15 protein-coding genes are annotated in these 16957 nt (G+C 72.9%); 7 read left to right on the forward strand and 8 right to left on the reverse strand.

The window, feature by feature from the left end:
* The first annotated feature begins 104 nt into the window (after positions 1-104).
* The gene (locus tag AC5R91_RS02150) at positions 105-2228 is read left to right on the forward strand and encodes a DNA polymerase (protein ID WP_495395393.1); all 2124 of its coding nucleotides are present in this window, start codon (positions 105-107) and stop codon (positions 2226-2228) included.
* Between the two features lie 137 nt (positions 2229-2365).
* Here AC5R91_RS02150 and AC5R91_RS02155 read toward each other — a convergent pair whose 3' ends face one another.
* A complete protein-coding gene (locus tag AC5R91_RS02155) occupies positions 2366-2977 on the reverse strand; it encodes a flavodoxin family protein (protein ID WP_495395394.1) in 612 nt (203 codons plus the stop codon).
* A gap of 211 nt (positions 2978-3188) precedes the next feature.
* Between AC5R91_RS02155 and AC5R91_RS02160 the strand changes: the two genes are divergently transcribed.
* Together AC5R91_RS02160 and AC5R91_RS02165 are read left to right on the forward strand one after the other, a co-directional pair.
* Complete coding sequence (locus AC5R91_RS02160; RefSeq protein WP_495395395.1) at positions 3189-4133, forward strand: AraC family transcriptional regulator; 945 nt, start codon at positions 3189-3191, stop codon at positions 4131-4133.
* A 90-nt stretch (positions 4134-4223) separates the two neighbouring features.
* Complete coding sequence (locus AC5R91_RS02165) at positions 4224-4727, forward strand: methyltransferase domain-containing protein (protein WP_495395396.1); 504 nt, start codon at positions 4224-4226, stop codon at positions 4725-4727.
* Here AC5R91_RS02165 and AC5R91_RS02170 read toward each other — a convergent pair.
* The 4 genes from AC5R91_RS02170 to AC5R91_RS02185 all read right to left on the reverse strand — a co-directional run bounded on the left by AC5R91_RS02170 (position 4685) and on the right by AC5R91_RS02185 (position 8183).
* Complete coding sequence (locus tag AC5R91_RS02170; protein WP_495395397.1) at positions 4685-5212, reverse strand: phosphotransferase family protein; 528 nt, start codon at positions 5210-5212, stop codon at positions 4685-4687. The two genes, AC5R91_RS02165 and AC5R91_RS02170, sit on opposite strands and share 43 nt — an antisense overlap.
* Positions 5213-6072: 860 nt before the next feature.
* A complete protein-coding gene (locus tag AC5R91_RS02175) occupies positions 6073-6597 on the reverse strand; it encodes a DUF4262 domain-containing protein (RefSeq protein ID WP_495395398.1) in 525 nt (174 codons plus the stop codon).
* A gap of 638 nt (positions 6598-7235) precedes the next feature.
* Positions 7236-7685, reverse strand: a complete 450-nt coding sequence (gene msrB, locus AC5R91_RS02180) for a peptide-methionine (R)-S-oxide reductase MsrB (protein WP_495395399.1) — start codon at positions 7683-7685, stop codon at positions 7236-7238.
* 72 nt (positions 7686-7757) lie between these two features.
* Complete coding sequence (locus tag AC5R91_RS02185) at positions 7758-8183, reverse strand: hypothetical protein (protein ID WP_495395400.1); 426 nt, start codon at positions 8181-8183, stop codon at positions 7758-7760.
* A 96-nt stretch (positions 8184-8279) separates the two neighbouring features.
* Between AC5R91_RS02185 and AC5R91_RS02190 the strand changes: the two genes are divergently transcribed.
* Entirely contained in the window at positions 8280-8630 is a 351-nt protein-coding gene (locus AC5R91_RS02190) for an RNA polymerase-binding protein RbpA (protein ID WP_009738606.1), read from the forward strand.
* Between the two features lie 138 nt (positions 8631-8768).
* On the opposite strand, the gene AC5R91_RS02195 is transcribed toward AC5R91_RS02190, so the two are convergent.
* From AC5R91_RS02195 to AC5R91_RS02205, 3 genes are all read right to left on the reverse strand, one after another.
* Entirely contained in the window at positions 8769-9599 is an 831-nt protein-coding gene (locus AC5R91_RS02195) for a polyprenol monophosphomannose synthase (protein WP_495395401.1), read from the reverse strand.
* Between the two features lie 32 nt (positions 9600-9631).
* Complete coding sequence (gene lnt, locus AC5R91_RS02200; protein WP_495395402.1) at positions 9632-11542, reverse strand: apolipoprotein N-acyltransferase; 1911 nt, start codon at positions 11540-11542, stop codon at positions 9632-9634.
* Positions 11543-11761: 219 nt separating this feature from the next.
* Complete coding sequence (locus AC5R91_RS02205; RefSeq protein WP_495395403.1) at positions 11762-13363, reverse strand: amidohydrolase; 1602 nt, start codon at positions 13361-13363, stop codon at positions 11762-11764.
* 492 nt (positions 13364-13855) lie between these two features.
* On the opposite strand from AC5R91_RS02205, the gene AC5R91_RS02210 reads away from it, so the two are divergent.
* Genes AC5R91_RS02210 through AC5R91_RS02220 form a run of 3 tightly spaced genes read left to right on the forward strand, consistent with a single transcriptional unit; the run spans position 13856 to position 16952 of the window.
* A complete protein-coding gene (locus tag AC5R91_RS02210; RefSeq protein WP_495395404.1) occupies positions 13856-15145 on the forward strand; it encodes an ABC transporter substrate-binding protein in 1290 nt (429 codons plus the stop codon).
* Positions 15145-16044 carry a carbohydrate ABC transporter permease gene (locus AC5R91_RS02215; protein WP_495395406.1) on the forward strand — a complete coding sequence of 300 codons (900 nt, stop codon included), beginning with the start codon at positions 15145-15147 and terminating at the stop codon, positions 16042-16044. Before AC5R91_RS02210 ends, AC5R91_RS02215 begins: the two co-directional genes overlap by 1 nt.
* Positions 16041-16952 carry a carbohydrate ABC transporter permease gene (locus tag AC5R91_RS02220; RefSeq protein ID WP_495395407.1) on the forward strand — a complete coding sequence of 304 codons (912 nt, stop codon included), beginning with the start codon at positions 16041-16043 and terminating at the stop codon, positions 16950-16952. Before AC5R91_RS02215 ends, AC5R91_RS02220 begins: the two co-directional genes overlap by 4 nt.
* Positions 16953-16957 lie beyond the last annotated feature (5 nt).

Below are 16957 nucleotides of genomic sequence, written 5' to 3' on the forward strand. Positions count from 1 at the left end.
CGCCTACCCGGCCAGGCTCGCCCGCCCGGCGACGCGCGCCGGCGCGCCGGCCCCTCGGCGCCGGGCCGCCGCGCACTGTCGGACCGGGCGGTGAGAATCGAACGATGACGCCGGCCAGCCCGTCGCACCCGCTCGCGGACCTGTGGTCGGGGAGGTTCGCCCCGCGTCAGCCCCTGGCGCTCGTGGTCCTCCCGACGGTCGGGTTCGCCCTGGCCCACCACCCGCCCGCCGACCCGCCGCCCGCTCACCCCGCGGGCGGCGTCGGCGCGCGGCCTCTCGGGCCGCCTCGCCCGCCCCGCACACCCGTCACCCTGGTGGTGTCCGCCCCCGCGCCGGACGCGGCCGCCGGCCTGGTCGCCGAGATCGAGCGGCGCTGCGCCCCGCGCTGGGTGTGGTGGTCGGCGTCGGCGGCGGTGCCGCTGGCCGCCCAGGTGCGCCTCGCCGCCTGCTGGGACCTTGCCGCCGTGCACCGGCTGCTGCACGGGGGGCGCCGTGACGACCCCGCCGCCGTGTGGGCCGCCGCCGCCGGCCTGCCCCCGCCACCCCCGCCGTCCCGACCCCCCGGCCCCGCCGCGCGGGTCGCTCCGGGCCAGCTCGGCCTGTGGGAGGGCACCGGCGACGACCCCGCCGCCCGGCGTCGCCTCGACCCCACCGGCGCCGAGGGAATCAGCACCGGTGCGGGAACCAGCGCCGGGGGAGTCGACACCCGCGGTGCGACCAGCGGCGTTGCCGTCAGCTCCGACGAACCCCTCCGTACCCACGAACCCCTCGGCGCCGGCGGTGCGTTCAGCGCTGGCGGTGCGATGGGAGCCGGCGGTGCGCTGGGAGCCGGCGACGCCGACGGGCCGCTGTCGGGGGATGGCCAGCTCGACGCCGGCTGGCTGCACCGGGCCCCCGAGCCCGGCGAGGCGCTGCGCCGCGCCGCCGCCCTCGCCGCGCTCGCGCTGCAGACCCAGCACCGTCAACAGGCGGCGCTGGGCGGCCTGGCCGACCGGCGCGCCCGCCCCGGCCGGATCAGCCTCGCCGTCCTGACCGCCCGCGCCGAATCCGCCGCGGAGCTGCTTGCCCGCGAACTCGAACGCGACGGCCTGCCCGTCGACCGCGCCACCGCCGAGACGCTGCTCGCCGAGCTCGTCGGCCCGCCGCCGCGCACCGACGCCGACGAGCTCGCCGCCCGCCACCGCCGCGACGCCCCCGTCCTCGCCCACCTGCGCGGGCCCGTCGACCTGCGCAACCCCGCCGCCGTGCGGGCCGCGCTGCGCGCGGTGGGCATCGATGTCCCCGACACCCGCTCGGGCCGCCTCGAACCGCTGCGCGACGCCCATCCCGCCGTCGCCGCGCTGCTGGCCTGGCGGCGCACCGAGCGGATCGCCACGACCTATGGCCACCGCTGGCTCGACACCCACGTCGGCCCGGACGGCCGGCTGCGCGGCGCCTGGCACGGCAGCGACGGCGCCGCCGGGCGGATGACCGCCCAGGCCGGCCTGCACAACCTGCCCGCCGATCTGCGCGCCGCCGTCCTCGCCGAACCGGGCCGGGTGTTCGTCCGCGCCGACCTCGGCCAGATCGAACCCCGGGTGCTCGCCGTCGTCTCCGCCGACCCCGCCCTCGCCGCGGCCACCCGGGCCGACGACATGTACGCCCCCGTCGCGGCGCAGCTCGGCCGCGACCGGGCGCACGCCAAGGTCGCGATGCTCGCCGCCATGTACGGCCAGACCACCGGCTCGGCCGGTGAGGCCCTGCGCCGGATGCGCCGCGCCTACCCGACCGCACTGGCCTACCTCGACGCCGCCGACGCCGCCGGCCGCTCCGGCCGCGACCTGCGCACCTACGGCGGCCGGCTCGTCCGCCTCGCCCCCGCGCCGCGCCCACCCCGGGGCCTGACCGACCCGGCGCCGCCCGACGAGGCATCCCCACCCGCCGGCGGGGTCACCGAGCAGGCCCGCGGCCGCTTCGCCCGCAACGCCGTCATCCAGGGCCCCGCCGCCGAACTGTTCAAGGCCTGGGCGGTGACCGTCCGCGCCGAGCTGCCCGCCCTCGGCGGCGAGATCGTGCTCTGCCTGCACGACGAACTGCTCCTGCACGTCCCCACCGCGCACGCCGAGGCCGCCGCCGACCTGCTACGCCGCGCCCTCGCCGCCACGGCCGCCTACTGGGCGACGGCCAGCGGGGTCCGGTTCGTCGCCGAGGTGTCCATCCTGCAACGCTGGTCCGACGCCGCCCACTGAGGCCGCGGTCCACCTCCCCAAGATAATCAACACCGTTGATGAGCCGGCAGACATCTTGATCAACTCGAAGGGACAGGGAGCCAAGAGGCCGCGGAACACCCCAGCCGTCCGCAGGAGCCGGTCCACCGGTCGGCGCGTCAGGCGGTGACGGATACGAGGCGACGTCCGGCCGCCACGAGGGCGGCCTGGCGGGCGACCCGGGCGCCGAGGTGCTCGGCGGTGGCGGCGTCGGCGGTGTGGACGGTGTCGACGCCACCGTCCAGCGGGGTCTGGGCCCCGGCGCCACTCCAGAAGCCAAGGCGGTTGAGGTCGTTCTCGGAGGCGGTGGTGGAGTTCCAGCCGGGGCCGAGGCCGAGGCTGACCCACAGCATGCCGTGCTGGGCGGCGAAGGTGGCGAAGAAGGCGAGAGTGCCGGACTTGTCGCCACTCTTGGACGCGGAGTTGGTGAAGCCGGCTGCGAGCTTGTCGGCCCAGCGGCCTTCGGCAAACCGGCGGCTGGTCGCCTCGGCGAAGCTGTGGAACGCGGCGGACGCGCTGCCCATGTAGGTGGGCGAGCCGAAGACGATCGCGTCGGCACCGTCCAACTGCTGCCACTGCTCGTCGGTGATGGTGTCCACCGGCACGAGGGCCACATCGGCGCCGGCGTCGGCCGCCCCGCGCCGGACCGCCTCGGCGAGGACCGCGGTGTGTCCGTAGCCCGAGTGGAAGGCGACGGCGACCGAGGGGGTCGGGGCAACGAACTCAGGCATGTGAACTCCGGTGGTTCGGGCGGTCGGATGCTCTGGGTGAACGGTGAACGGTGAACGGTGAACGGACTTGCTCGGTGGGGGTGGGCGTCGCCGATCGCTCCGGACTCTGCCCTTGCGCCACCGTGCTTGCGCTGTCGACGCTACGGTGGCCGGTCGAGACGGAGGAACGCCGAACGTCTTGTTTTTACGACTGATCGTCTAGTGTGACGAGGTGGATCCCATTGATGACGTCCTGGCGGCGCGGTCTGTCGAGGACTCGCAGTACGTGAGCATCGAGGCCCATGGGGCCTGGGGGATCTCCTTCAGGTCGCCGCACACGACCTACGTGATGATGATCAGAAGTGGGCGCTGCTGGTGGCAGCCCAACTCGAGCGCTGTGCCGGAACTGCTCACTCCCGGCAGCTGTTTTCTGGTCCGCGCCGGCGGCGAGTTCGCCGTCGCGGACGAGCCGGGGCGAAACCTCGTCGGCTGTGAGAGCCTCCTGGCGGCAGGACGGGGTCCTTCTGTGCGCCACGGCACAGAAGGACCAGTGACGGAGATCGTCTCGGCCCGGTTGGCCTTCGACACGGGTGCCGCCGAGCCGCTGTTGAAGGCACTTCCCCCCGTGCTGCGGCTCGATCTCGACGACTCGGCCGGCGACGCGTTGCGTTCCACCTTCAGGCTGCTGGAGCTGGAGCGGACATTCTCCGGCTTCGGGTCCGGGTTCATCATGAGCCGCCTGGCCGACGCCCTCTTCGTGTACGCACTTCGCACCTACGTCTCGTCTTCCGCCAAGATCTCGCACGGATGGCTCTCTGCTCTCAGCGACCCACAGCTCGCGCCGGCACTGCGCGACCTGCACACCGATCTCGCACACGCATGGACGGTCGAGGAGCTCGCGCGCCGAGCCGGGATGTCGCGGGCGGCTTTCGCCGCGGCGTTCAAACGAAAGACGGGCGACTCACCCATCAACTACCTGACCTACTGGCGCATGTACCGGGCGAAAACGCTGCTGCGTGACACAGAATCGAGCCTGCAGCAGATCGCCCTCGCGGTCGGGTACGACACTGACGCCGCCTTCAGCCGAGCGTTCCGCCGGTACCAGAGCATCGCACCCGGAGCATGGCGCCGCCGATGGCGTGCCTCAGCCGGGAACTTTGACGAGACGGCCGAATAACACCTGGCCGAGTCGCGGCACCATGACCGACCACCCCGGGCTTCAACATCATCCCGTTGCCCCGCTCACCTCAAGCTGTAACCAGTTTCCGTGACAACGTCGAAAGCCCGCGCCACGGGGCCGACCGGGCACGTGGTGGCCGTCGACATCTTCACGGGCATGCTCACCCGAGCCCGGCAGGCGATCACCGCCGCCGGGCTGACGAACATCGAACTGGTCAGGGCGGATGCCAGCGCCCTGCCCCGGTTCGGGGACGGCTTCGTTCGACCTGGTCTTCTGCTCGGCCGGTCTGCTCTACCTGCCGGTCCAGGCGGCACTGGGGAATGGCGCCGGCTGCTGACCCCAGGCGGGCAGGTCGCCTTCTCCCCGATGGCAGTGGGTTTCCCCGTCGCGGCCGGGCTCTTTCGTGACCATGCCCGCCGCCACGGCCTGGCCCTCGCCGACCCGGCCACCGCCCTGGGGACGCGGTCGCGATGCCGTCGGGCGCTGCGTGACGCCGGGTTCACTGCGGCGAAGCTGGTGGGGGAGACCATCCGCTTCTCCTCGCTTCATCACAGGGCGGTTGCCCATACGTTGGCTCGGGCGTCCAGGTAGTCGGCGGTGGCGAGCCAGTAGGGGCCGTCCTCGGTCCAGATCCCGGCCCACGGCTGGTGCTGCCGTTCGGCGACGTTGCGCAGCAGGTCGTACATCGCCCTGGCGCGCCGGCCCAGCATGCTCGCCAACACTGGCCGGGACGTCTCCTCCAGGCCGTAGCCGTCGACGAAGGCGCGCAGCCGCGCCGCCGATTCCGCCTGCGGTCGATCGGCGCGCAGGCCGGCCATGGCCTGGGCGGCGTAGGCGAGATCCCACAGCCGGGAACTCGACGCGGCCCCGTCCCAGTCGATCAGTGCCCAGCCCTGGGTGGACCTGACGAGATTCCACGGCGCGACGTCGTTGTGGCAGACGACGTCCTCCGAGTCTGGCGGGATGATCCTGTTCCACACCGCCCCGGCCGGCGGCACGAAACCGGCGAGGGCCCGGTGCAGGCCGATCGAGAACAGCTCCGCCCGGTGCGTCCCGCCCCAGCGGGCGAGGGGCACCGGCGAAACCCACCGCGTGCAGGTGTCCCAGCAGCCGAGACGCGGAAACGAGTCATTCCGGCGATCAAGGTGTTCCGCGGAACCGCCCCCAGCCTCCGGCCCGGCCACGTCCCGCTCCCCATCGATGATCAAGGTGTTCCGCGGAACCGGAACCGGGCAGGTTCCGCGCCGAGAGGCGCCGGCCCCGGGGGAGTGCCTGGTAGGCCTGAGGCATCCTGGCCTTGCGGTGACGTGATCCACCGTGGTTATCCTTCAAGATAATCAACACTGTTGACGAAACTTCGCATAATGATCAAAAAAATAAAAACCAACACCAAGCAGCCAAGAGGGGAGTCAACGATCAACGTCTGAAGATCGGCTGCGGCCACAGGAGATGATCTTGCACTGCCGCGCTGGTAGGCGACCCAGCTGGTTCGCCGGCCGACGAGAGTTCTGGGCGCCGGCGGATCTCGCCCGTCAACGCCACCTGCTGTCCCAGGTTCGAGCCGACCGGGAGGAGCGGTCGGCTCGATTCTACTTGACATAATGTGCATTATCGGCGCGTGTGGTGGGGTAGTGGTTGGTGGGGTTTTGACCGTGCGGGTTGGCTCGGTGGGCGGCGTGTTCGAGGGCGGGCCGGCTGTTGCTGGTCGTCGGCGGTGGGAACTTCTGACGGGTTGCTGCGGGTGGCTGGTTGTGTTCGGGTGCCGCGAGTTGGCGCTGGTCGGGTCGGGCGGCTTGCTGGTCGTTCAGGATTCGGGTTGTCGGTCGGTGTGATGGTGGGTGGGAGGCGGCTCCCCCGGGCTCGGCGTGGCCCCGGTGCTTCGGCGGTGTTCGGATGGCACCGCCGCGGGGGCACCGGGGCGCTGGTCGGGTGGCGGTCAGGGGCGGGGCCTGTCCCCCGCGGCGTCGGTGGGCGGGCCGGGGGGTGGGCCGGCGAGGGGCTGCTGGGCGGCGTCACCGGTGCAGCCGGTTTCCCAGGGCAGGGTGCCGGCCGGGTCACTCCAGACGATCTGGAGGGCGGCGACGGGTGGGCCGTCGGGGTGCTGGTAGGTGGCGTTGGCGTGGAGTAGCAGTTCGTCGCTGGCGGCGGGGTGGAGGGTGAGCAGGTGGTGGCGTCTGGGGGGTGCGAGGTCGTCGAGGGTGGTGTCGGCTGGCGGGTGGTCGCCGGCGCGGATGCGGGTGGCGAGGAGGTTGAGCAGGGCGGCGGCGTCGTGCGGGTGCAGGCCGGCGATGAGCAGTTCGGGGTGGTGCAGTGCGGTGAGGCCGATGGTGTAGGCGTAGTCGGGTTCGCCGGTGTCGGGTTCGGCGAGGACGGCCTGGACGGCCCAGCCGTGGCGGTGGATGGTGTCGCGGATCCAGGCGGCGTGCCGCCGGTGCCAGTCGAACTGCAGTTCGGTTTCCATGGTGTGCCTCCCCCGGGGTCGGTGGCGGGATGGCAGTGACGGTAGGCGGGGGCACCGACAGTTTTTGGGGGTGCCGGGTCGTCCCGGTGAGACCACCTGCGACGGACGTTAACCTTGTGTAGCTATTTGGAAGCTGAAGGCGAGTCTCTCCGAGTGCTGGGGCTCTGGGGTAGTGAGGTATGGCAGGGATCGCGATCGGGGGCCCGGACTCGGGTGCTGGTGGCGTTCCTGATCCAGGCGGGGTCCCCATGCCGGACTTTGCCGCGTATGTGCGGGGTCTGTTGGCGCTGCCGTGCAGCGAGATGGGCATGGAGGTGGCGTGGTTCGACCGATGTGGCGGGTCGGGGTTGCGGGCTGATGCGGTGGAGGGGGCGCCGCTGGGGCGGGAGGCCGGATTCGCGTCGTGTGCGCCGGGTAGCCAGCCGCGCTGGGCGTTGGTGTCGGGTCGGCCGTTCCTGGTGCGGGATGCGAGGGTGGACCGGCGGACCGCGGCGCGGGTCGGTCTGGCGGCGCCGGGGTGGGGTTGTGCCGCCTGGTGGAGGTTGTGCCGCCTGGTGGAGGTTGTGGCGCCTGGTGGTGGGTGGGCCGGCCGGTGCGTGGGTGCACCGGCGGCGGCCCGGTCCACGGGCTCGGGTGGGTCAGTGGGTGTCGAGGTCGAGGGCGAGGCTGTTCATGCAGTAGCGCTGGCCGGTGGGGCCGGGGCCGTCGTCGAAGACGTGGCCGAGGTGTCCCCCGCAGCGGGCGCAGCGGACTTCGGTGCGGATCATGCCGTGGGAGCGGTCCTCGACGAGTTCGACGGCGTCGGCGACGGCGGGTTCGGTGAAGCTGGGCCAGCCGGAGCCGGAGTCGTACTTGGTGTCGGAGGTGAACAGCGCCGCGCCGCAGCCGCCGCAGCGGTAGGTGCCGGTCTCCTTGCTGTAGGTGTAGGCGCCGGTGAAGGGGGGTTCGGTGGCGGCCTGGCGCAGGATGGCGTAGCGCTGGGGTGAGAGTTCGGCCCGCCACTGCTCGTCGGTCTTGGCGACGTCGGCGGCGTCGGCGGCGTCGGGGCCGGTGGGGGTGGTGCCGGTGGCGTGGTCGCTGGTGGTCATGGCGTCAGATGGTCCTTTCTGTGTGGATCCGTCGGTGGCGGTGCGGCGGTGCGGCGGTGCGGGGTGGTGGGGTCACTCCCCCGGTCCGGTGCGGGTCAGGGGGGCTGCGGCGGCGACGCCGCCGAGGGCGGCGGTGGCCATGAGGGTGCCGATGACGGGTGGCAGGTGGCCGCGGGCGGTGGAGGTCGCGAAGACCGAAACGTCGGCGGCGTCGGCGATCATTCCGGCCCACAGCCAGGTGGTGGTGTCGCGGCCGGTGGTCATCGCGGCGAGCAGGCCGGCGCCGAGGGCGAGGTCGCGGATGCCGGCGAGGCGGGCGACCCAGGCCAGGCGGGTGGCGGTGAGTCGGTCGACGCCGGTGATGCGCAGGGTGTCCACGGCGCGGGCGAGCACGAGGGTGCCGACGGCGGTGCGGGTGATGCCGAGGGTGGCCGTGTGCAGGGTGCGGATGGGGCGGGTGGGACGTTTCGCTGTGGGGTGGGGACGCTGCGCGTTCATGATTGTGTTACGGGTCCTTCCTCGGCGGGAACGTCTCGGCTGGCCAGAACGTTGTCGAGGGGTAGTTGCACACGTCTCGACGCTCGGAGGAGTTATATGGGCGAGCGCATCCTGCGGGGAAGCCGTCTCGGTGCAGTGTCCTACGAGACTGACCGCAGCACCGAGCTTGCCCCACGGCAGTCGGCGTCCTACGACTGCCCCAACGGCCACCAGTTCACCATGCCCTTCGCGGCTGAGGCGGAGGTGCCGTCGGTGTGGGAGTGCAAGGTCTGTGGTGGGGCGTCGGTGATCGTCGATGGTGAGCGGCCTGAGCCGAAGAAGTCGAAGCCGCCGCGGACGCACTGGGACATGTTGATGGAGCGCCGGACCACCGATGATCTGGAGGAGGTTCTGGCGGAGCGGTTGGCGGTGCTGCGCGGGACCGGTGAGGGTCGGCGTACCGCGTAGCAAGGCTGTTTGTCGGCGGTTGCGGGGTCGGGCACGGGAATGTACGTGCCCGACCCTTTGGCATGCCCCGGGTGGTTGTTGTGGGTGATGCGGCGGTTGCGGCGGGTGACGGGTGGGTGTGGGTCGGCGTGGTCGTGGTCAGGCGCCCCGGCTGGTGGTGACGTTGTCGGGGTGGTCGGCGGGGATGTCGGGGTTGGCGGTGGGTTGGCGCGGGGTGGGGTTGCCCGGGAGGTGGGGGGTGCGGGGGGTGGGCCGGCGGCGGCGGGTGGTGGCGGCCCACCAGGCGACGCGCCAGAAGGCTTCGGCGACGATGGCGTTGCTCATCTTGGAGGTGCCGCGTTCGCGTTCGACGAAGGTGATGGGGACTTCGGTGACGCGGTAGCCGGAGCGCCAGGCCTGCCAGGCGAGGTCGACCTGGAAGCAGTAGCCCTGGGAGGAGACGCCGGTCAGGTCGCGGTCGCGCAGGACGTCGGCGCGGTAGGCGCGGTAGCCGGCGGTGGCGTCGCGTAGCGGCATGCCGAGGGCGGCGCGGACGTAGACGTTGCCGCCGCGGGAGAGCAGCAGCCGGGTGCGGGGCCAGTTGCGGACCTCTCCCCCGGGTACCCAGCGGGAGCCGATGACGAGGTCGGCGTGGGCGAGGGCGGCGAGCAGGCGGGGTAGCTGTTCTGGCTGGTGGGAGCCGTCGGCGTCCATTTCGACGATGACGTCGTAGCCGTGGTCGAGGGCCCAGGTGAAGCCGGCGATGTAGGCGGTGCCGAGGCCGGCTTTGCCGTCGCGGTGCAGCACGTGGATGTGGTCGTCGTTGTCGGCGAGTTCGTCGGCGATCTTCCCGGTGCCGTCGGGGCTGGCGTCGTCGATGACGAGCAGGTCGACCGTCGGGTTCGCCGCGCGCAGGCGGCGGGCGGTGTCCGGCAGGTTGTCCCGCTCGTTGTAGGTGGGGACGCAGACGACAACGCGGTGGAGATCCACGCGGTTCCTTTCCTGATCGGGGGCCATATCCGTCAGGCCGGCCCGGCGGGCGTCACCGTGGGTGTCGTCTCGTGGGGTCGTGGTGCCTGCGGGGTGGTGCCGGTGTGGTCGGGGTCGCCGGTGGGGCGGGTTCGGCGGCGGATCACTCCCGCCATCATGGCGCCCAGGCCGAGGGCGAGCAGCACCGCCTCGGGGACGATTCCGGCACGGTCGGCGGGGGTTCGGCTGGTGCGTCGGGGCAGGGCGGCGGTGAGGACGCCGGGTTCGTACAGGCCGGTCTTGGCGAGCAGGGTGCCGTCGGGGGCGATGAGGGCGCTTTCGCCGCTGGTGGAGACCTGGACGGTGGCGCGGCCGTGTTCGACGGCCCGTAGCCGGGACATGGCGAGTTGCTGCTGGCTTTCGCCCTTGCGGCCGAAGGAGGCGTTGTTGGTCTGGATGACGAGGATCTCGGCGCCGTGGTCGACGGTGTCGCGGACGAGGTCGTCGTAGGCGACTTCGAAGCAGATGACGTCGCCGATGGTGGTGCCGGCGACGTGTAGGGCGCCGGGGCTGTGGCCGGGCAGGAAGTCGCTGGGCATCTCGTCGGCGAAGCGGCCGATGAGGCGGGTGAGCAGGGCGCGGCCGGGGAGGTATTCGGCGAAGGGGACGGGGTGTTGTTTGACGTACATCTGGCCGGTGAAGCCGTCGGCGGTCCAGATCATGCCGGCGTTGCGGACGTGGCCGGCGCCGGGGCCGTCGAGGACGGCGCCGACGAGCAGGGGGGCACCGGCGGTGCGGGCGGCGCCGCGTAGGGCGGCTGCGACGGTGGGGTCTCGTTGGGGGTCGAGGTCGGAGGAGTTCTCCGGCCACAGGACGAGGTCGGGGGCGGGGCGGCGGCCGGCGGCGACGTCGGCGGCGAGGCGGCGGGTGCCGGCGACGTGGTTGGCGGTGACCTGGAAGGCGCGGCCGAGGGCGTGGATGCCGCCGTCGGCGGGGACGTTGCCCTGGATGGCGGCGATGGTGAGACTGCCGTGTTCGGCGGCGGTGGGCAGCGGGACGAGCAGGCCGGCGAGGGTGAGGGCGGTGGCGCCGAGCAGGGGTGGGGCGAGGCGTCGCGGGGCGGTGCGCCGGTGGCCGGTGGTGGCGCGGGCCAGGGTGTGGGCGTGGGTGACGGCGAGGGCGAGCAGGGCGCCGATGGCGGCGACGACGGCGGTGAGCAGGGGTGCGCCGCCGAGGGCGGCGAGTCCGGTCAGCGGGCTGTCGGACTGGGTGAAGGCGAGCCGGCCCCAGGGGAAGCCGCCGAAGGGGGCGCGTCCGCGCAGGGCCTCCTGGGCGACCCAGACGGCGCCGGTCCACACCCAGGGTGCGGGCAGGCGCCAGACGAGGGTGGTGGCGGGGGCGACGAGGGCGAGAATGGCGGCTTCGGCGACGGCGAGGGCGATCCAGGCGTCGGCGCCGACGAAGGAGACGAAGCGCAGCAGCGGCAGGCAGAACGCGAGGCCGAACAGCAGGCCCAGGGCGTAGGAGGCGCGCAGGCGGCGGCCGCGGACGGTGAGGGTGAGCACGGTGACGGCGATCGGTGCGAGCGGCCAGGCGCCGACCGGTGGGGTGGCGAGGTAGAGCAGGGCGCCGCCGAGCAGGGCGGCCAGGGCTGGTGGGGTGCGTCGGCGCAGGGTGGCGCGGCGGCGGGTCCGGCGGGCGGCCCGGTCTTCGCGGGCCTGACCGGGCTCGGCCTGGTTGGGCTCGGTCCGGTCGGGTTCGGTGCAGGTCGCGGCGGCCGGGGTGGGCGCTTCGGGTGTGGGGGGTGACGGGTCGCTTGTCCGCGCCGGCTCGATGCTGGTCCGGGGCTGGGGCTGGGGCTGGGGTTGGGGCGGGATGGCGGCGGGCGGGGTCGGCGTGGCGGCGGCGGTGTCGCCGGCCGCCTGGGGGGCCGTGGGGCTGGGGGTGGCCGGCGTGGGGGTCACCCGACCAGTTTCTGTCACTCGGGCCGCGCTGACCACGCCACCCCTGACCCGAAGGGGGCTCGAAGTGTGGTGGCGGTGTGGCCTGGCGGTGGGGTGGGGGAAGGTGGGCGGTCCGGCCGGGGTTGGGCGGTGGTGGCTCACCCCTCGACGCTATCGAACATGTGTGCGATTATGGGGTTGGTGTCGAGGTGGGGGTCCGCACGGAGTCCAGCGTGGGGTTCAGCGTGGGGTGTCGTGCAGGATGCGGCCGCGCAGGACGGTGCGCCGGCAGTGGGGGGTGGGGCCGGTGAGGTCGGGCAGGCCGGCGACGGCGCCACGGGGGTCGGTGGACCAGGCGGCGATGCGGGTGTCGGGGGCCTGGACGACGAGGTCGCCGTGGTGGTCCCAAACGGCGTAGGTGGCGGGGTGGCCGGGGGCGAGGATGCCGTGGCCGTCGGTGTCGGCGCGGGCGGCGCGCCAGCCGCCGCGGCTGGCGGCGGTGAAGGCGGCGCGGGCGGAGATGCGGGCGGCGGGGCTGTGGTGGTGTGTCGCGGCGCGGATGGCGCCCCAGGGGTCCAGGGGGGTGACGGGGGCGTCGGAGGAGAAGGCCAGCGCGATGCCGGCGCGGGTCATGGCGGCGTAGGGGTTCATGGTGGCGGCGCGGGTGGGGCCGAGGCGGGTGGCGTACATGCCGTCCTCGCCGCCCCAGCGGGCGTCGAAGGCGGGTTGGGCGCTGACGATGACGCCGAGGGCGACCAGGCGTGGGAGGTGGTCGGTGGTGGTCATCTCGGCGTGTTCGAGGCGGTGGCGGCCGGCGGCGAGGCGGGCGAATCCGACTTTGGCGGCGGCGGCCTCCAGGCCGGTGAGCACGGTGGTGATGGCGGCGTCGCCGATGGCGTGGAAGCCGGTCTGCAGGCCGGCGTCGGTGGCGTCGAGGACGGCGTCGCGGATGGCGTCGGCGTCGAGGTGCAGGGTGCCGTGGGTGTGGGGGCGGTCGGCGTAGGGGGTGTGCAGGGCGGCGGTGTGGGAGCCCAGGGAACCGTCGACGAAGGCGTCGCCGCCCCAGGCGGCGCCGAGTTCGACGGCGGTGGGCAGGTCGCCGGCCCAGTAGCCGACGATGTCGGGTCCGGTGACGGTGCGGGCGTGGGCGAGCAGGCCGGCGAGGTCGTCGGCGGAGGAGACGTCGGGTCCGGCCATCTCGTGCAGGGCGGCGATGCCGAGGGCGGCGGCGTGGGTGCGGGTGCTCTGCCAGGCGTGACGGCGCTGGCTGGGGGTCAGGGTGGTGTCGGCGGTGCGGCGGGCGGCGTGGTGGGCGGGGCCGGTGACGAGGCCGTCGGGGTGCCAGCCGGGGTGGGTGGCGGCGTCGGCGGCGGTGGCCAGGGCGGTGGAGATCACGGCGGTGTGCCCGTCGACGCGGGCGAGGTAGACGGCGGCGCCGCCGGTGGCGCGGTCGAGTTCGCCGGCGGTGGGGGGTGTGGGTTCGGCCCAGGCGGTCTCGTCCCAGCCGGTGCCGAAGACGGTGGTGTGCCGGTGGCGGCGGGCGTGGGCGGCCAGGGCGTCGAGGGCGGCGGTGCGGGTGGGGGTGGCGGTGAGGTCGAGGCCGGTCAGGGCGAGGCCGGTGGCGGTGGTGTGGATGTGGGCGTCGACGAAGGCGGGGGTGATCAGTGCGCCGTCGAGGTCGATGACGGTGTCGGCGTCGAGGGTCGCGGCGGTGTCGTCGGAGCCGATCCAGGCGATGGTGGCGTGGTCGGTGAGCATGGCCGTGGCGGTGGGGCTGGTCGGGGTGTGGATGTGGCCGCCCCGGTAGAGCACGGTGCGGCGGGGGGCGCGGGGGTCGGTCACGCTGGTGAGTCTGCCCGCCCGTCGGGTCGGCTGGTCGCCGGGTCGGTGTGGTGGCGGTCGTCCTTGGGGCGGGTGGTGGGGGCGTGCCGGGGTGGCGGGCTGGGTGTGGTGTGAGTGGTGGGGTGCGGTGGGTGTGTTCGGCTTCCCCGTTGGCCGGGTTGGCGTGTATTGCTGTCATCGGAGTTTTACGGTGCGTGGGGTGGGGCATTGCCGAGGCGCCGTGGGGTGGTCGGGTACAGCCGGATGGGTGTTGATGTTCTTTCCGTCTGAGGGCGGGGGTTGCGACTTCTGCGTACCTGCCAGAAGGGAGGCCGGCCGGTGGCGAGGTTCGCGATTCGGGGGCTTGGCAGGCGCCGTGCCGTGTCGCGCCGTCACCGTGTGTCGCGCGGCGCGGGTCCTGGGCGTGCGGCCGGGGGTCGTGTCGGGTCGTTAGCCGGTCGGGGTGGGCGGTCTGCGTCGACTGAACCGGTCTCGAGCCGGGGGCGGCGTCAGGTGGTGCGGCGTCAGGTGGTGCGGGGCCGGGTGGTGCGGGGCCGGGTCGGGCTGGTCGTGGCGGTGTGCGCGGTGGTGGTGCTGGGGGGGTGCGGGGGGTCGGGTCCGGCGCGGGGGCCGGTGACGGTGCGCTGGTATGTGTACAACGAGTCGTCGGGGTCGTTCGCGAAGGCGGCGGCGGACTGTTCGGCCGGGTCGCACGGCGCCTACCGGATCGCGATCAGCGTGCTGCCCAACGACGCCGACGGGCAGCGGGAGCAGTTGGTGCGCCGGCTTGCGGCGCAGGACTCCTCGATGGACGTCCTGGCGTTGGACGTGACGTGGACGGCGGAGTTCGCCGAGGCCGGGTGGATCGTGCCGTTCGACCCGGTGTCGGCGCGCGCGCTCACGGCGGGGACGCTGCCGGTGGCGGTGCGCACGGGTAGCTGGCGGGGCCGGTTGTATGCGGCGCCGTTGAGCACCAACGCGCAGTTGCTGTGGTATCGCAAGGATCTGGTGGCGCGGCCGCCGGCGACGTGGGCGCAGATGCTGGCGCAGGCGAGGGCGTTGGCGGCGGCGGGCAGACCGCATCTGGTCGAGGTGCAGGGAGCCCAGTACGAGGGCTACACGGTGCTGTTCAACTCGCTGGTGGCCTCGGCCGGCGGGTCGATCCTGTCGGCGGACGGGACGCAGGTGGCGCTGGGCGAGCCGGCGCGCCGGGCGGTGGCGGCGATCGCGGCGTTGGCGCACTCCGGGGCGGCGGATCCGTCGTGGTCGAACCAGCGGGAGGACGACAACCGGCTGGCGTTCGAGACGGGGTCGGCGGCGTTCCAGTTGAACTATCCGTTCATCTACCCGTCGGCGCGGCAGAACGCGCCGGATCTGGTGGGTCGGATCGGGTGGGCGCAGTGGCCGAGTCTGGTGGCCGGCCAGCCGTCGCACACGACGGTGGGGGGTTACAACCTGGCGGTGTCGTCGTACAGCCGGCATCCGGGTCAGGCGCGGGCGGCGATCGGCTGCCTGCGCAGTCGGGCGAACCAGATCCGCACGGCGGTCGACGGGGGGTTGGCGCCGACGTTGGAGGCGTTGTATTCGGATCGGGCGTTCGTCGAGGGGGGGTATCCGTTCGCGGCGGCGATCTACACGGCGTTGCGTCATGCCAGTGTGCGGCCGCAGACGCCGGCGTATCAGAGCGTGTCGTTGCAGATCGCCGATCGGTTGTCCCCGCCGCGTTCGGTGTCGGTGTCGGCGCTGGGCGGGTTGCGGGGGGCGATCGAGGATGCGTTGGACTCGAAGGGGCTGGTGCCGTGATGGCGGGGCGCGTGGGGCTCACGGCGCAGCAGCGCGCGCAGCGGCGGTTGGGGTGGCTGCTGTGTGCACCTGCGGTGGTGGTGATCCTGGCGGTGGCGGGCTATCCGATCGGCTATGCCGTGTACCTGTCGCTGCGCCGCTATGACCTGCGTTTCCCGGCGCAGTCGTCGTTCGTGGGGTTGGGGAACTACGCCACGGTGCTGGGGTCGTCGCTGTGGTGGAAGGCGCTGGCGGTCACGGTGGTGATCACGGTGGTGTCGGTGGCGATCGAGTTCGTGCTGGGGATGGCGTTGGCGCTGGTGATGCACCGGGCGGTGGTGGGCCGGGGGCTGGTGCGCACGGTGGTTCTGATCCCGTACGGGATCGTGACGGTGGTCGCGGCGTTCGGCTGGCAGTACGCCTGGACGCCGGGGACGGGGTATCTGTCGGGGTTGTTCGGGGATGCGGCGCCGTTGACGTCGCAGACGTGGGGCATCGCGGTGATCATCGCTGCGGAGGTGTGGAAGACGACGCCGTTCATGGCGTTGCTGCTGCTGGCGGGGTTGGCGCTGGTGCCCGAGGAGCTGCTGCGGGCGGCGCGGGTGGACGGGGCGGGGCCGTGGGCGCGGTTCACCCGGGTGATGGTGCCGTTGATGAAGCCGGCGATTCTGGTGGCGTTGCTGTTCCGGGTCCTGGACGCCTTCCGGATCTTCGACAACATCTATGTGTTGACGGGCGGGTCGTATGACACCCGGTCGGTGTCGATTCTCGGGTACGACAACCTGTTCACGGCGCTGAATCTGGGGGTCGGGTCGTCGTTGAGCGTCCTGATCTTTCTGGTGGTCGCGCTGGTGGCGTTCGTGTTCGTGAAGGGGTTCGGGACCGCCGCGCCCGGCGGGGAGCAGGAGGCGGGCCGGTGACGACGGTGGCGGCGGGTGGTGCGACGTCCGACCGGGTGGCTGGCGGCCGGGGGCGTGCGGGCGGTGGCCGGCGTGGGGGTGGCCGGCGGGTGTCGGTGGTGTCGGGCTGGGTGGCGGTGAACACGGTCATCGTGGTGGTGTCGCTGGTGCCGTTGGCGTGGCTGGTGTCGTTGTCGTTCAAGACGCCGGCGTCGGTCGGGGACGGGCATTTCGTGCCGCGGCACTGGACGTGGGAGAACTATCGGGGGATTTTCGACGCGTCGCTGTTCACCCGGGCGTTGGTGAACTCGGTGGGGATCGCGCTGATCTCGACGGTGCTGGCGGTGGTGGTGGGGGCGATGGCGGCCTACGCGGTGGCGCGGCTGGTGTTTCCGGGGCGGCGGCTGCTGGTGGGCCTGGCGTTGCTGATCGCGATGTTTCCGCAGATCTCGCTGGTCAGTCCGCTGTTCAACCTGTGGCGGCAGATCGGCATCTTCGATACGTGGATCGGGTTGATCGTGCCGTATCTGACGTTCTCGCTGCCGCTGGCGATCTACACGTTGTCGGCGTTCTTCCGGGAGATTCCGCGGGATCTGGAGCGGGCGGCGGCGGTGGACGGGGCGTCGCCGTGGCAGGCGTTCACGCGGGTGATCGTGCCGCTGGCGGCGCCGGGGATGGTGACGACGGCGATTCTGGTGTTCATCTTCTGCTGGAACGACTTCCTGTTCGCGATCTCGTTGACGTCGACGGAGTCGTCGCGGACGGTGCCGGCGGCGATCGCGTTCTTCACCGGGGCGTCGCAGTTCGCCCAGCCGATCGGGTCGATCGCGGCGGCGGCGGTGGTCATCACGATTCCGATCATCGTGTTCGTGCTGGTGTTCCAGCGTCGGATCGTCGCCGGGCTGACGTCCGGCGCGGTGAAGGGATAGGCGCG

The organism is Frankia sp. BMG5.60 (genome assembly GCF_059428125.1).

Bases quoted from the DNA above. Each gene is read 5' to 3' on its own strand.
- AC5R91_RS02185 (WP_495395400.1), bottom strand. From the start codon at position 8,183: ATGAACGCGCAGCGTCCCCACCCCACAGCGAAACGTCCCACCCGCCCC.
- AC5R91_RS02150 (WP_495395393.1), top strand. From the start codon at position 105: ATGACGCCGGCCAGCCCGTCGCACCCGCTCGCGGACCTGTGGTCGGGG.
- msrB (WP_495395399.1), bottom strand. From the start codon at position 7,685: ATGACCACCAGCGACCACGCCACCGGCACCACCCCCACCGGCCCCGAC.
- AC5R91_RS02175 (WP_495395398.1), bottom strand. From the start codon at position 6,597: ATGGAAACCGAACTGCAGTTCGACTGGCACCGGCGGCACGCCGCCTGG.
- AC5R91_RS02215 (WP_495395406.1), top strand. From the start codon at position 15,145: ATGGCGGGGCGCGTGGGGCTCACGGCGCAGCAGCGCGCGCAGCGGCGG.
- AC5R91_RS02190 (WP_009738606.1), top strand. From the start codon at position 8,280: ATGGGCGAGCGCATCCTGCGGGGAAGCCGTCTCGGTGCAGTGTCCTAC.
- AC5R91_RS02155 (WP_495395394.1), bottom strand. From the start codon at position 2,977: ATGCCTGAGTTCGTTGCCCCGACCCCCTCGGTCGCCGTCGCCTTCCAC.